General features: G+C 55.2%; 10 protein-coding genes. 6 read left to right on the top strand and 4 right to left on the bottom strand.

The window, feature by feature from the left end; translation table 11 throughout:
- Positions 1–56: 56 nt before the first annotated feature.
- The 5 genes from NJQ44_RS18210 (at position 57) to NJQ44_RS18190 (ending at position 6,916) form a co-directional block, all read left to right on the top strand.
- A complete protein-coding gene (locus tag NJQ44_RS18210) occupies positions 57–1,460 on the top strand; it encodes an ABC transporter substrate-binding protein (RefSeq protein WP_254274628.1) in 1,404 nt (467 codons plus the stop codon).
- Between the two features lie 71 nt (positions 1,461–1,531).
- A complete protein-coding gene (locus tag NJQ44_RS18205) occupies positions 1,532–2,434 on the top strand; it encodes a carbohydrate ABC transporter permease (RefSeq protein WP_254274627.1) in 903 nt (300 codons plus the stop codon).
- A gap of 3 nt (positions 2,435–2,437) precedes the next feature.
- Positions 2,438–3,391: a carbohydrate ABC transporter permease gene (locus tag NJQ44_RS18200; protein WP_254274626.1), complete on the top strand. Its 954-nt coding sequence runs from the start codon at positions 2,438–2,440 to the stop codon at positions 3,389–3,391.
- A gap of 15 nt (positions 3,392–3,406) precedes the next feature.
- A complete protein-coding gene (locus NJQ44_RS18195; protein WP_254274625.1) occupies positions 3,407–4,555 on the top strand; it encodes an ABC transporter ATP-binding protein in 1,149 nt (382 codons plus the stop codon).
- Between the two features lie 153 nt (positions 4,556–4,708).
- On the top strand, positions 4,709–6,916 hold the full coding sequence (locus NJQ44_RS18190) for a hypothetical protein (protein ID WP_254274624.1): 2,208 nt from the start codon (positions 4,709–4,711) through the stop codon (positions 6,914–6,916).
- Positions 6,917–7,369: 453 nt separating this feature from the next.
- Here NJQ44_RS18190 and NJQ44_RS18185 read toward each other — a convergent pair whose 3' ends face one another.
- The 3 genes from NJQ44_RS18185 to NJQ44_RS18175 all read right to left on the bottom strand — a co-directional run bounded on the left by NJQ44_RS18185 (position 7,370) and on the right by NJQ44_RS18175 (position 11,736).
- Positions 7,370–7,591 (bottom strand): hypothetical protein, encoded by a 222-nt coding sequence (locus NJQ44_RS18185; protein ID WP_254274623.1) that lies wholly within the window; start codon positions 7,589–7,591, stop codon positions 7,370–7,372.
- Positions 7,592–8,608: 1,017 nt separating this feature from the next.
- Positions 8,609–9,955, bottom strand: a complete 1,347-nt coding sequence (locus NJQ44_RS18180; RefSeq protein WP_254274622.1) for a hypothetical protein — start codon at positions 9,953–9,955, stop codon at positions 8,609–8,611.
- A complete protein-coding gene (locus NJQ44_RS18175; RefSeq protein ID WP_254274621.1) occupies positions 9,934–11,736 on the bottom strand; it encodes a hypothetical protein in 1,803 nt (600 codons plus the stop codon). Before NJQ44_RS18175 ends, NJQ44_RS18180 begins: the two co-directional genes overlap by 22 nt.
- A gap of 220 nt (positions 11,737–11,956) precedes the next feature.
- On the opposite strand from NJQ44_RS18175, the gene NJQ44_RS18170 reads away from it, so the two are divergent.
- Positions 11,957–12,322 (top strand): hypothetical protein, encoded by a 366-nt coding sequence (locus NJQ44_RS18170; RefSeq protein ID WP_254274620.1) that lies wholly within the window; start codon positions 11,957–11,959, stop codon positions 12,320–12,322.
- 190 nt (positions 12,323–12,512) lie between these two features.
- Here the strand turns inward: NJQ44_RS18170 and NJQ44_RS18165 are convergent, their stop codons facing one another.
- Positions 12,513–13,094 carry a hypothetical protein gene (locus NJQ44_RS18165; RefSeq protein WP_254274619.1) on the bottom strand — a complete coding sequence of 194 codons (582 nt, stop codon included), beginning with the start codon at positions 13,092–13,094 and terminating at the stop codon, positions 12,513–12,515.
- Positions 13,095–14,316 lie beyond the last annotated feature (1,222 nt).

Here is a 14,316-nt window from a genome sequence, read left to right as displayed (position 1 = left end):
TCGATGATGGTTCGGGAAGGTTTTATATATGATGAATATAAATGGTACAGCGAAGCATGAGCGACCAACGTTCGACTCCAGACTCAAGTGTAGATAGCGACGACTCCGTTTCCAGGCGAAATTACATGCGTCTTACAGGGCTAGCTGGCTTAGGGGGTGTCACGGCATTGGCTGGTTGTTCAGGTGACGGCGGTGACGGTTCTGATGGTACCTCGTCCACCGACGGCAACGGTGATGGCAGTAGCGATAGCACCAGCGATGGAAGTAGCGACGGTGGGAGCGGCGGCAACGGCGAGTTAGAAATCATCCATCACTGGACCCGTGGTGCGGATGGAAAAGCGTTCAGCGCGTTCCTTACGGAATTCAAGAATCAGCACTCTGATGTCCGTATTTTGGAGAACACCATCGCCGGACAGGCCGGCTCCGGCGTCAAAACGGTCATCACGCAACGGCTATTGAACAGCGAACCGCCGAGTACGTTCCAGGGCCTCGCGGGGAAGTACATGACTCCGTTTAAGCAGCATCTTGACCCCATTGGCGACTCAGTCTGGTCGAGTAACGGGATGAAAGATGCGTATCTTCAGGGCCCAAAGGAGATCGCCCAATTGGACGGGAGCTACATGATGGTCCCACTAAATATCCACCGGGTCAATCTCCTATTTTACAATAAATCGGTCGTTGAGCAGGCTGGTGTCGACCCGACGTCCCTCGGAAGTGCCGGTGACCTGACCTCAGCGATGCAGAAGGTGGAGAACAGCACTGATGCCGTTGGGATGGCACAATCGACAATGGAACCGTGGACCGTCCTTCAACTGTGGGAGACTGCGCTCCTCGACGAGGGCGGAGTTGAAGCCTACAATAAGTTCGCAAACGGTAACGTAGCGGCCGTGGAGGGACCAGCAAAAGCAGCACTCGAACGCATCGCGGCGTTCAAAGACCACTTTTCGAGTGATGCGAACGCAATCGCATGGCCCGAAGCGGCCTCACAGATCACTGAGGGAAACGCCGCGTTCTTCAATAACGGCGACTGGGCCGCCGGGGTCTTCCTCGGTGCGGAAGACTTCGCGTTCGGTGAAGACTGGGACTGGATTCCCTTCCCCGGAACGGAGAACTCCTTTACCGTCGTGATGGACGTGTTCGCGATGCCGTCTAACAATCCGTCTCCCGAGGCGACGAAGAAGTTCCTCAAATTCTGCGGATCGAAGGACGGACAGCGGATTCTCAACTCGATTAAGGGGTCGATTCCGCCACGTACCGACGTTTCGACCGAGGAGTTCAGTGGCTATCAGAAAGAGCAAATCGAGAGCATCAACAATACAGATAATCAACCGGGGTCGATGACACACGGCATGTCGGTCGCACCGGAACCGCTGACGAACCTGAAGAAAGCGACCGGCGACTTCACCTCTTCGTGGGATGTTGATGCCACGTACGATCAGTTCGTGAGCGCATTCGAATAACGCGGTACCGAAAACGATTTAACCTTGTTATTTAATCGTGGAATATGAGTCATAGAATCCTACCGGGACACATGAACACGCTCACTCAGCGGATACGGGACAGCGAGTTGCTTCGCTCGACGCCGTTCTGGCTACCGCCGACACTAATCGTCGGACTGGCAATTTACGGCTCGATCTCGTGGAACGTCTTGATATCGTTCACCGATTTCGAGGGATTGACCCTCCCTACATATGATGTTTCTACCTTCGACCTCGAGATGTATCGACAATTGTTCAGCGACCCGGTGTTCTGGAATGCGACCAAAAATACGTTCATCTTGATGGTCGTCTTCACGCTATTGTGTCTGCTCACCGGTCTCGGGCTGGCCATCCTTATCGATAAAGGGATACGCTACGAGAATACGATACGAACGATATATCTTCTCCCGTTCAGCCTCTCGTTCGTCGTTACGGCGAAATTCTGGCTCTGGATGTACAACCCGGATATCGGGGTCGTGAATACGTTCTTCGAGGGAATTGGACTGGAGTTTCTCGCTCTGAACTGGTTGAGTCCCCGGTTGAAGCTCTGGTCAATTATCATCGGGTTAGTCTGGCAGTTTAGTGGCTACGCGATGGTCGTCTATCTTGCGGGGTTACGCGCGATTCCCGACGCCCAATACGAAGCGGCGAACATCGACGGAGCGAATACGCTCACCGTGTACCTCCGTATCATCATCCCGCAACTGCGAACGTCGACGGTCAGCGCAGCGGTGGTCCTCGTTGTGTTCGGTCTCAAAGCGTTCGACTTCATTTACGCGCTCTTCAGGGTGAACCCGGGACCAAACGCGGATATACTGGCGACGATGATGTACCGGCAGGCCTACAGCGCGAACAACTGGGCCTATGGCTCGGCCATCGCGGTTGCGCTCTTTGTTGTCGCACTGATGATTATCGGGCCGTATCTGTACAGCGAATATCAGCGCGGAGGACTATAAACAATGTCTGGCAAATCCAAACTACAGCAGCTATCGAGTACAATCCGGTCCAAAGACGCTGCGCAAGACGAATCGACCATCGTCGGTGACGTTCCATGGCTCCTCGTTCTCACGGGGACCATCGCCGCGATATACCTTGTGCCGATAGAGACCGGTATCATGACCGCATTCAAGACACAGGACGGCTATCTCACGTCACTGCCGTTCCTCCCGCCGCGAACAGTCACGCTCGCTCCGTGGCAAGAGGCATGGAACACCCTCTCCGGGTCCTTCTTCAACAGTCTGGCTTTCACCGTTCCCGCGACGATTCTCTCGGCGACCATCGGTAGCCTCGCGGCGTACGGGCTGACGAACACGAAGTGGCGGGGACAGACGCTGATATTCGTCTTCTTCGTCGCCGGGACGTTTATCCCTATCCAATCGGTTCTCGTCCCCGTCTCACGTTTCTGGGCTATCGTCGATATCGAGAACGTACTACAATCGGTGACACCCCTCGACCTGTGGGGCCTTTCGTTCATGGAGCCACACTACGCGACTATCGTCGAACTCATCCTCACTCACACCGCCTTCGGCATCCCCATCGCGACGCTCCTGTTTCGGTCGTACTACAAGAACCTCTCAGATGAGATGCTGGAGGCCGCGCGGATCGACGGTGCTGGACTGATGAGCATATATAAGAATATCGTGCTCCCCCTATCGAAACCCATCTTCATCGTCACGTTCATCTACCAGTTCACGTCCATTTGGAACGGCCTGCTATTATCACTCATCGTCGCAGGAGCGGGTCCGGCAGCGCCGATAACAGTCGATTTGAACAAACTCGCGCTGGCTGGCCGAATACCCACGTACAACACGATGATGGCCGGTGCGTTCATCACCGCGATTCCAACGCTGATCATCTATATCTTCTTCGGCGATAAGTTCGTTCGCGGTGTCGCAGGATACGGCGGAAGCTAACACAAGGAGAATACAATGACACACCTCGAATTCGACGACGTTACGAAGCGATTCAATGAAGGAGGCACAGACGAAGTAACTGCAGTCGATACACTGAACGCGACGATCGACGATGGCGAGTTCGTCGTCTTCGTTGGCCCGTCAGGCTGTGGAAAGACGACGACTCTCCGGTCAATCGCCGGCCTCGAAACGATAAGCGACGGCGAGATTCGACTAAACGGAGAGCCCCTCAACGACAGGGCGCCACAGGACCGGAACATCGCGATGGTGTTCCAGTCATACGCGCTGTACCCACATCTCACAGTACGGAAAAACATGAGCTTCGGGCTTGAGCAGTCTACCGACTTATCCAAGAGTGAAATCAGTCATCGGGTCGAAGAGACAGCCTCGTTGTTGGGGATTAGTGAGTTGCTTGACCGACTCCCGGAAGAACTCTCCGGCGGCCAGCAGCAACGGGTCGCGCTCGGCCGAGCTATCGTCCGTGACCCGGACGTGTTCCTGATGGACGAGCCGTTATCGAACTTAGACGCGAAACTCAGGTCGAAAATGAGAACGGAGCTACAGCAGCTCCAGAACCAACTTGATGTGACGACTATCTACGTCACTCACGACCAGACGGAGGCGATGACAATGGGTGACCGGATCGCGATCCTCAACGGCGGCGAACTCCAGCAACTCGACCCGCCGGAGGTGTGCTACCACCAGCCCAACAACAAATTCGTCGCAGGATTCCTCGGTGAGCCGTCGATGAACTTCTTCGACGTCAGGTTCGAGGATGGTACATTACGCGGGAGTGGGTTCGACTACGCCCTCTCTGACGATATCGCACCCGCTCTGAAGCCGCAGTCAGAGTACGTCCTCGGCATCCGTCCCGAAGACATTCAGCTATATCCAGAAGCTACCGACTCAAACGATACGATGGGGAGCGTGAACGTTACGGAATCGCTTGGGAAGGAAAGTAACATCTACGTCGAACTAGACCAAGGTTCGGGCGACACGACAGCCGTTGCTACCGTTGACGATGCTGTTGCCCGAAACATCAGGCAGGGGGACGATGTCGCGCTCCACGTCGAAGAAGCTGTCATTCACATTTTCGACGCTGCGACCGGAAAAGCGGTCCACAACCGCCGTCTCGATTCGAAAGCGGAGACGCCGTCCTTCTGAGTAAATCTGGAAATTCCACCTGCTTTGAATTTGCCAATTTAAGATTATATTTTTCAGGAGATAAGTATAAGTACCTTCTTCTACTAATTTAATCCGAGTTCGGCCCCATGTCGAGCTGAGCACATATCGAGCGTGACGCCGGCAAGTTGACGCATGGTTCCGAACCCGGAGAACATCATGAACCGACGTGACCTACTCAAGTCTCTCGGCGTCCTCGGCGTCGGAGCCACTGGTACAAGTATCGCCCCGCAAGTCAGTCTCGCCAGTCCAACCGTCCTCGACGACTTCGAGGACGGCGACTTATCCGAATACAGCGGTGATACAGGGTCGTTCAGTATCACCAGCAATCCGGTTCACACCGGGTCGTCGGCGCTCGACAGTTCCGTCGACAGGTCCCTGGCCGTCATTACACACGACAGTGCTTCAATTTCCGCCGGCAGCGAGTTCAGCTTTCATCAGTACGTCCGGACACAGACCGATGCCGGTATCCAGCTATTTACGAACGCGATTGGTACAGACGGCTATCAGTTCGTCGTCCAAGAAGACCAGAACGTCGTGAAGATTCGACGCTTCGATGGCGGTAGCAAGACCAAACTCGCCGAATCGTCGGCGACGATTCCCACCGGCGAGTGGGTCACCAATACGATCACGACAGACACAAGCGGGAACCTCACGTGGGTCCTCGAAGATTCATCGGGGAGCCAACTCGCACAGGTTTCGGCGACGGACTCGACGTATACCTATGGGAGTTTCGGCTTCAGAGTATGGGAGTCCGCCGCCTTCGACTATCTCACCGAGTCCGCTGGAAGCGGTGGAAGCGGGTCGGGTAACGGATGGCAACTCAATGGGGCTGGTGACGATATTTACGGCAGCGCCGATCACTGCCATTTCGCGTACGAACAGGTTTCCGGTGACACTACGATACAAACACGGGTTACACGTCAAGAAGCGACACACGACTGGGCGAAAGCCGGAGTGATGATTCGAGACAGTCTCTCCGCAGACGCGAAGAACGCGATGATGTACGTCACACCGGACAATCCGAGCGCGAACGGCTCTCGGTTCCAGTGGCGGAGTTCCACCGGCGGCAGTTCATCCAATACGGACCCAAATGACGGTGTGAACGCTCCATACTGGGTAAAGATCGAACGAGTCGGTGACACACTTACCGGCTACAATTCGCGCGATGGTCAGTCATGGACTGAAATAGGGTCGGTGACCATCTCCATGACCGACCCGTATATCGGGCTGGCGGTCACGAGCGGCTTGCAGGGAACGCTCTGCACGTCGAACTTCGACGAAGTCAGCGGTATCGGTCAGTCGTCATACTCCTCGATCGACATCGGCTCACCGGGAGCGAGCGGTAGCACTTCGCTGGTAGACCTCCCACCGAAACCGAATTTCTCGACGAATGACGAGGTGTTCGCGCCCGCGAACGCGAACTACAGTCCGGGTGACGAATTCATCTTCCCGTCGGTCATCGAGACTTCGAATCTGGACAATCCGCTTGGCCAGTACTACCTCTATTGTGCCCCGCACGGGAACGAGAATACGAGAGATGGGAACACTGTCGGTGTAGCGTTGTTTTACTCCGATTCGCTCGATGGGACACTAGAGGACGGGACGTGGACAGAGTACTCGAACAATCCAATCGTCCCGCCGGATTGGAATCCACACTACCAAGCGTCTCACGTCTCCTCGCCGCACGCGATGTGGAACGACGAACACGGACAGCTCTTCTTGTATTTCCACGGTGACAATGACACGACCAGATACGCGACTTCATCGGACGGTATCAACTTCACGTACGGAGGGGTTGCGATCGACACTACAATGGATCCCCTCAACAGCAGCGAATCGTCGTATGCCCGCGTGTTCGAACATTCGCTGCCGAAGAAGTCTGCAAGCCAACAATATCTGATGCTGTTCATGGATAACCAGAGCGGCACTCGACACATCCGCGCCGCGTACTCTGACGACGCGAAGAACTGGACGATAGACGACGAAGAAGTGATCGACCCGGATAATATTGCCCACGACAACGTCGGTAATGTCTCCGGTCCGTTCTACTTCGAATGGGATGGGACGTATTATGTCACCTTCCATGCTGACGGACCGAGCACCAGTCAAGGCCAACATTATATTGCCGAAGTCGGAGAGAACCTTGACAAAGAGAATCACCTCGGAATCTTCAGACAGGCACTCTCCGACCGCCCGGATTACGAGCGGTGTGCTTCCCCCTACTTCTACACCACTGGTTCGTCGAAAAACTTCGACCTGAACGGGGACAAACTCTACATGTTCTACGAAGCAGGTGGCCGAACAACTGCTTCAATCGGCCGGGATATAATTAATCTATAAAATACAATTTTCCTTTTATTAGGTAGAAAAGAGAACCAAACTCCTTGCGGGTAAGATGGCTGGACGATAGCTACGTAGCCATCCTCAGAGAGAAAATATCGATTAGAAGTGTATCGGGGAAATTTACTAACCTATATTGGCAAAGACAAACTTCCATCCAAACCTATACTAAGTAATTTTATACAACAATAAGGTTTTGTAGAGAAAGCTTACTAGATTGAGTTCGAGTAAAAGATAGTTATCGTCATAAATCGAGCATATGTGTGGGTCTAGGAAAATGTGGGTCGTCAAAATGACAGAGACAGCCATCGATACCGCTGGGAAGATCGTCAAACGCGAACGGGGCAAGCTACCAACGAGTAATCTAGCGTCGATGCGAACGCTCGGTGAGATGGGTGTCCTCGCGAGACCACTGGCTGAGGAGATGGTGCAGGTGCCCGGTTCCGAAATGTCTTATCGCATACCTACGGCAACATGATCAATCACGACGTCGTGTATAATGAACTTCAAGATCTTGAGCACTATCGTGCGTTCGTCCAGGCGGTGCGAGACTATCTCGATTCCATTGGTGCACTCGGCGACCGAGATTGCTAGCAATGTGTTTCCGTAGTTCGACACCGTCTGGGCGGCGGCCGGCACACCCGAGGTGGTTTTTCCGATTGCACCGTCTCGCATTCGGGAGTTGTCGGAGGCAACGGTACTGGATGGTGCCGAGTAGACCCCGGAACATCACTAACAGTGCTAATCACATTTGCGTCGACGAATTTAATTACAATTGAGGAGCCAGTCCAGTTGCGAGCTGGTTCCTGCTGACGATTGTGTCGGCTCACTATCGGTCGGGTCTCAAGCCGGGTTCTAGAGTTGGGGTAGGAAGTGGGCAGAAACCTAGGTTACCGGTGAACGTCATGGGGGCTGGCGGCCGGGAGCAACCGCCGAAGACTGGTGTGGGCAGCGTGGGACTGACGGACTGGCTGGATGTGTGTCCTTTGTGTTATCGTATGCAGCGGCACCAGCCGCCGCTGGGCGGCTGTGAGGGGTAGAGAGATGCCGGGAATGGTAGTCCCGAATTGAGTTGTCCCGAGTGTCCGAACGACCGCCTCGTCATTGGGCCTGGATAGTCCACGTCGAGAGGGCGAATGATTCAGGGACGGTCAAGCGAGATCTCCACACCGAATGTGTTGACAGCCGCCCTAATCCTCTCTGGGATTGAGTCCAACTCAGTCCGTTCGTGGAGAGCACTCAACTAACGTCGAGAGTATACATAGATGGATAAATGAGCGGTGGGGTCGGACTGAGTCAGTAACGTCACGTGACTACCACAGCACTAATACATCGGAAGGGTGTCACTCGGCTCGAAGGCGATCATAGCTACCGGCCCCGAATGTCCCTCCAGTATCCGGACCCGCCGCTACAACGCGTTAATTCCGATAGAAGTGGGTGGGATTGGACTGATGGAGTGACGTCGTTTCACCACCACCACAATATCAATGAGTCGGATTAGTGCCGTGACGTCGTTATACCACCATAATGTTAATAAATCGGACTGGTGTGGCGACGTCGTTTCACCATCACAACGTTAATGAGTCGGACTGGTGTTGCGACGTCGTTTCACCATCACAACGTTAATGAGTCGGACTGGTGTGCTGATATCGTCCCACCATCACGACAGTGAACCGTCGGATATTGTCAGGGCTAATGCTGCCAGCGAATATCCCGGTTGTGCGCAGGCACAGGCCGCGACCTGAGATCAGCTGCAGCAAACACTCTCTCGACCGTCTCCTGTACCTCACGCCGTCCCGCATAGCCGACAGACACGTTCTCATCGGCACGCGCAACTGGTTGGACCGTTCCTTTGTCTTGGGCCATCTCTCGCATGATGAGTCGCTGAAGCCGCTCTCGCGCTGCCTGATCAACCCGCGTAATCGTCGGGAGCGGAGCTTCGATCCGAAACAGGCCGTTCTGATTCGGGATTCGGACAAAGAAGTACGCCCGAGACAACAACGCTTGGGGCACGTACGATATCGGCACTTCTGCAAGTGGGTGATACTGGTGGTCACCATGCGGACCTGGAAGCATCGGCTGGGCCAACCACGGTGTGTAGGCCCACGTCGTCTCAGGCCGACCACCTGCAGCTTGTTCGGCTAGCAAATCGGCCATGAACTGTCGGTCAGTCTGCCACGGTAACACAGCGTCCGCGGTCGACGTCGGCCGGACGGCACTCACCGACGTCTCGCCAGTCTCGATAACCTCGTTCAATGTCCGAACCAGGGCATCAGACTCCTGCGTCTTCGCGATCGCGAACACTCGATATCCCTTTTCGAGGTGGACGGCGATCGCCGTCGCGAAGACGGCCAGCACAACCCGAGCGAGCGCGGTCCACGGCTCCTCTCGTGTCTCCGTATCACGGGAGAACTGCAGTCTGCTGGCCAGTCCCAACGGAAGCAATGCCCCATCGATGTACAGCGGCCCACGGAGCTGATGCACACCTCGTTGAAGATGCAACGCCTCACAGAGAAACTGCAGCAGTGTAACGAGTTCGTCAGTCTCGCGGCCATCTGCAGGGCTTGGCAAGGCAATCGCATGGCTCACCGTCTGGACGTTCTCGTACCCACGATCCGAAACCCGTGCAGAGTAATACTGCTCAGTCCCCGAATGCGGGTCGATCACTGCGTGAAGTAGTGTCTTCTCTCCCCAGACATCGCCTTTCTCACCCTCCACGCCGAACATCGACCGACAGCCACAGACACGGTGGCCCGACTGTAACTGGATTCCGCCCGTCGACCCCGCGTCGAGCCCGTAGGCTGGTCGGACTGGATCAATATCAGCGAATACGTCGTGTGACACTGTCCGAATCGTCGACTCTTTACCCACCAACGAGACGAGTGCATCCGCATCCGTCTCACTGATGGAATCCCACACCTCACTGGCACTGGGTGTTGTTGTCACCGATTGAGCGACCCGTGGAGCTAACTCTTCGAACGCTGCCTCGACGAGGTGATGTTCACGCGAATACCGCGTCATTGGAACTGTTCGGTCCACATGCGATAGATGACCTCAATCACTCGCTGTCGGGTTGGAGGCGCCATCTCGTCGCCGAGTTCGTGCAGTACCCAGACCAGATGTGGCAGATTGAACCACCGCGCTGGCTCGTGTTCGACCGACTGCTGGTTCCATGCCCGATCGATATCTGCGTCCAACGCTTGATGGGAAATCGCGTGTGCATGCCCCGGACACTTCGTCGCGTGAACGGTGACCGTATTGGCCGGGTCGTCCCTGGTGCGCGCATCTTCAAAGACATCGCGAGGGACGAGATGGTGCCGTTGCAATTGGTCCGGCGCGACCGGTGAAAGACAAATGTAACAATACTCTGTTTGTTCAGCACCGAATGGCGAGACTGCGGTTCGGTTGATCGTCGGCGTCGCGTCCGAACAACACCGCTCACAGGTCCAAGAAGGAGCTTCCGGCTCAATCTCGAAGTATGTTCCACAACCACGACAGAGCTGACGAACGGTCTCGTGATGCTCGCGTAGTCGGTCAACCGCCGCCTCCAATGAATAACTGTATGGCAATGCCACAAAGAAGTCAGGTGTCTCAAGTGCAGCAATATCGAGCAGGCCAGTCACACCGCTCCAGTGCATGAGTGGAGTCGGGACTTCGTTTGTTCGCCTTCGCAGATCCTGACGAACGTTACTCAGGGTTCCTGCCGACTGGATGCTGTCAGTCGCAGTGAGGTACTCGTGCAATCGATATGAGATCCGGTCAAATTCTGGCTCAGACTGGCTGATGCCGAGCCGTGTGACGAGGAACCGACGGAGTGGCATATAGTTTTCCCGAGACATCGATTCGAGTTCTGCTTCGGACGCTCGCTGCCACCGGTCAGCTCCGACACGAACGGGCCCAGTGTCCATATTCTCACCAATATCGATCACATCGCTTGGTCGACTACAGATCCCGACTGAAGACTGGACAATATCGATGTCCTGTGCACTATCGACACCTTCGATGGCTGCACCGATATCTGTCTGGATCGGGTTCAGTTTGGTTTCGGTTCTCTCTGTGTCAGCTGAGACGGCAACGTTCGTCTCAGGTCGATGCGTATCGGTCGGGTACGCAATGGAAACGAACGGCGAATTACGGTGTTCGACGATATCGTCACCTGGTGACGCCAATCGTTCGACGATCGCAGCCTCTGTTCGCAGTTGGCTGGCCATTTGTCGCAACCCACTGAGTATCGCCTCGTCGATCGGCTCTTCGCTCCCCTTTCGCTTGTGGTGGTTGAGAAAGTTCCACCGTATGAACGATTCGAGACTCGTGCGCTCGACGGTCTCAACGGTCCATAGATAGCCGCGTCGGTGAAAACGGTGGCGGCTACCGTCTAGTTGTCTGACTGGACCCAAATCAATCGTCTTCTCTGTTAACCGTGTTACAGTACTGTTGAGCAGTTTGCTAACCCGCTCAAGTGACATCCCAACAGTGTCTGCTACCGTTTCGCTAACAGCGTTATACACTGCCCAGGGCCAATCTCTCGTCGGCTCATCGGCAACCAACCACAGCACCGCTGTCTCATCGCCAATGACTTCCCAGACGCCCAGCGTCGGTGAATATGTAAATTGTTCGACGAACTCACCAGTGCTGATGACTGGGCTCGTTCTCTTTTTTGTTATGAATCGGTTCGATTCAGGCTCTGGGGCCGATTGGAACGTCACGATACCCGGATACGGATTCTCGACCGCGAGGGGTGATCCGATCTCCCAAATAGTGTCGTCGAAAATCGCACTCAGATAGGTCGTTTTCCCAAAGCGAGTGTAGGGTGTTTCCATATACATCGGTCAATCTGGCCAGTGATAACAGTATAAGTAGATAATTAACATTATTTAGACACTCATTGAGAGTACCCGACCATATTGAGAGAGAAAGAGAGGGGGTTACGAGCATCACGAAATATTTTGTGCTATTACAATTTTGAATGTCTTGAGTTGTGAACTGCCAGCCAGTATGTATATGAGTATATACCCTCAAGGCGAAGATACTGAGACATCGATGGGAGTAGATCCAAGTCAATTAGATCTCGACCTCATCGCCGAACACGTTCAAGCAAATCTGAGGATTACTGACTGGAGTGGAGTACACAGCGTATGGCTCACAGGTAGTTTTGCCAACCCAGACAAACCAATTGATAGAGCTGGCGAGAACCCAAGTGACGTCGACATTATTCTGGTTCAAGAAGACTACGACTCTCTCGAAGACCAGGAACCAATTTTTGATGGGACAATCCCCGCGACAATACCTGTTCGTACCGTCGATGGAATAGAATATGGCGAACGAATGATGGACCTGATGTCTGGATATACCGAGATCCCAGACCGATCTAGCGGATCGTACCTTCGTCTCCCTATATTCGAGTGACTTGCAATCTCTGTTAATTCCAGATCATTATCGAATCCGAGTGTCGCGAGTTTGAAGCCACGTGGCTACACCGTTCATAGTTGAGACACGGGCACAAATGCTGATCTCGGGTGCACCTCCTGAGGCTCTAGTCGTATGTATAAATTATTCATTTTCCACTAAAATGTAGGATACCGTGCATTCCCACGGATCAACGCTCGCGCTCAGGATCGAGCAATATGTCCTCTATATTCGACAGCCGTTTTCCAAACTGTTCGTTTTTCCTTTTAATACTTCTTATATCGTATTTTAATCTGTGTATATCGTGTGAATTTTTTCCAGTACTATTTAACTCCGATTTAGAGAAACCCTCTTTGGATTTAACTGGACTCCTGCCAAGTTGAGAGACCTTTCCTTCGGCCTGCTGGATCCGCCCACGTAGTGAATCGATCTCGTCCTGCAACTCACGAACTAACTCGACAGCCTCTTTCGCATCCTGAGGAGATTCGAGGTCGTCGCGATGCTGACGCACCCACTCCTGCCCCAACTCCGTTAGCCACCAAGTGAGTTCTGTCGATGTGCCCATCCCATCGCCGTCATTCTGGACGAACCCCAGTGCTGGATCATCGTCGTCGCGACCACCGCCAAGCACACGCTTTCCACGATAGTTCACGGCCTGATTCTTCTTTAGTTCGAGCCGCTCCCGTAGTGCCGACGTCTTCAGCGGGCCGTCGTCAGCGAGCATTACCAGCATGCGTTCAGCGTTGCGATCAAGTCCGAGATCTCGTCCCATATCAAGAGATAATTTGATGCTATTTGATAACTTTCCCGTCTCTAAGAGTTGATGGCTATTTGATTCCGTTCAACCCGAACGACACCTATAGAGGGGGGGGGGACCCCCATCGCGGATGAGATTCGAGGGGAGGGGGGTCACCCCGAAAGGGAAGGATTGAGAAGTTCGATATGAGAACAGCGGATGAACTTCAATGTGCGGTGAGTGCGGTACGTCTAGGTGACTCTGATAGGGCCAGTAACAGCATGGATTACGGAGTGTCTATGAGCGCCGCGGCGACTCCGCAAGGTCTGAGAGAGACAGTGGGAGTGAGCGAGGTCTATACCGGCAGGGGGAGAGTCTGCAGAAGCGCCGCCGAGACAGCAGGGGTGTTACGCGACCGGGGACAGCGGAAGTGTGTACGTAGGAGTGAACAGACACCGAGACCGAGAGAGTGGATAGTGAGTGTGCCTATGCAGAGTGGACAGGCAGAGGCAGAGTGACCGTGGATAGTGAGTGGGGCTACGCGACCTCGAAGGTGGGGTGTGAGCGCCGCGGGCCTCTGGAAGTGCGGTTCGATACGTCGACAGGCAGGTGCGCTATGGACCCGCTACTCCGTGGCCGAGCGGTATGACCGAGGCGAGGGGAGTAGCCCCGGACCAGCATGGGGCCTGTCCGGGGCAGTCGCTTCGGCGGCGGCGCAGCGAGTCGGACGGGGGGCGGAGGCTGTCCCTGTTGTTGCCGCAAGCCGGAGGTTGCGGTGTTGAGGAACCACGTCGGCGACGCGCGAGCGCAGAGCGTGGGAGGCAACGGCGCGGCGAAGCGGTCCCGTGGCCGGCGAGCGCCGGTGCAGGAGGTGGATCAGGCACAGGGACCGGAGAGAGTGGCCGGCCCCGAAGTGGTGTCCGTAGTGTGGTAGCGCAGACCCTGCAGGCCCGGTGAGTGGTGCGAGTCCCACAGGTGGCGGCGGTACTGATACTGCCCGGCCCGCCGGGTTTCGTCCGGCGTGGCCCGTGGAGAGGGCCGCGAGGGGCAGGAGGGCGACGACGTCTCTGCCACCAGGGGGCCGGGACCACGAGCGCCACAGGAGCGCCGTGAGCGGGGGCTACGACCCGGCGGGCGTGGCGTCGGCGGTGGCGGCGTCGGGAGTGCCCTTTCGTTCCACCGGACCCAACCGCGCACGATTTCCACAGTCGGGCCTCGTCCCCTAACCGACCACACACAGAGAGAACGCATCGAGGCG

Origin of the sequence: Haloarcula marina (assembly GCF_024218775.1) — an archaeon.
GTDB classification, from domain to species: Archaea; Halobacteriota; Halobacteria; order Halobacteriales; family Haloarculaceae; genus Haloarcula; species Haloarcula marina.
This window is presented reverse-complemented; position numbering and strand designations above follow the sequence as displayed.

Coding starts and splice junctions, on each gene's coding strand:
- NJQ44_RS18195 (WP_254274625.1), top strand. CDS start 3,407: ATGACACACCTCGAATTCGACGACGTTACGAAGCGATTCAATGAAGGA.
- NJQ44_RS18175 (WP_254274621.1), bottom strand. CDS start 11,736: ATGGAAACACCCTACACTCGCTTTGGGAAAACGACCTATCTGAGTGCG.
- NJQ44_RS18170 (WP_254274620.1), top strand. CDS start 11,957: ATGGGAGTAGATCCAAGTCAATTAGATCTCGACCTCATCGCCGAACAC.
- NJQ44_RS18165 (WP_254274619.1), bottom strand. CDS start 13,094: ATGGGACGAGATCTCGGACTTGATCGCAACGCTGAACGCATGCTGGTA.
- NJQ44_RS18210 (WP_254274628.1), top strand. CDS start 57: ATGAGCGACCAACGTTCGACTCCAGACTCAAGTGTAGATAGCGACGAC.
- NJQ44_RS18205 (WP_254274627.1), top strand. CDS start 1,532: ATGAACACGCTCACTCAGCGGATACGGGACAGCGAGTTGCTTCGCTCG.
- NJQ44_RS18200 (WP_254274626.1), top strand. CDS start 2,438: ATGTCTGGCAAATCCAAACTACAGCAGCTATCGAGTACAATCCGGTCC.
- NJQ44_RS18190 (WP_254274624.1), top strand. CDS start 4,709: ATGGTTCCGAACCCGGAGAACATCATGAACCGACGTGACCTACTCAAG.
- NJQ44_RS18185 (WP_254274623.1), bottom strand. CDS start 7,591: ATGCGAGACGGTGCAATCGGAAAAACCACCTCGGGTGTGCCGGCCGCC.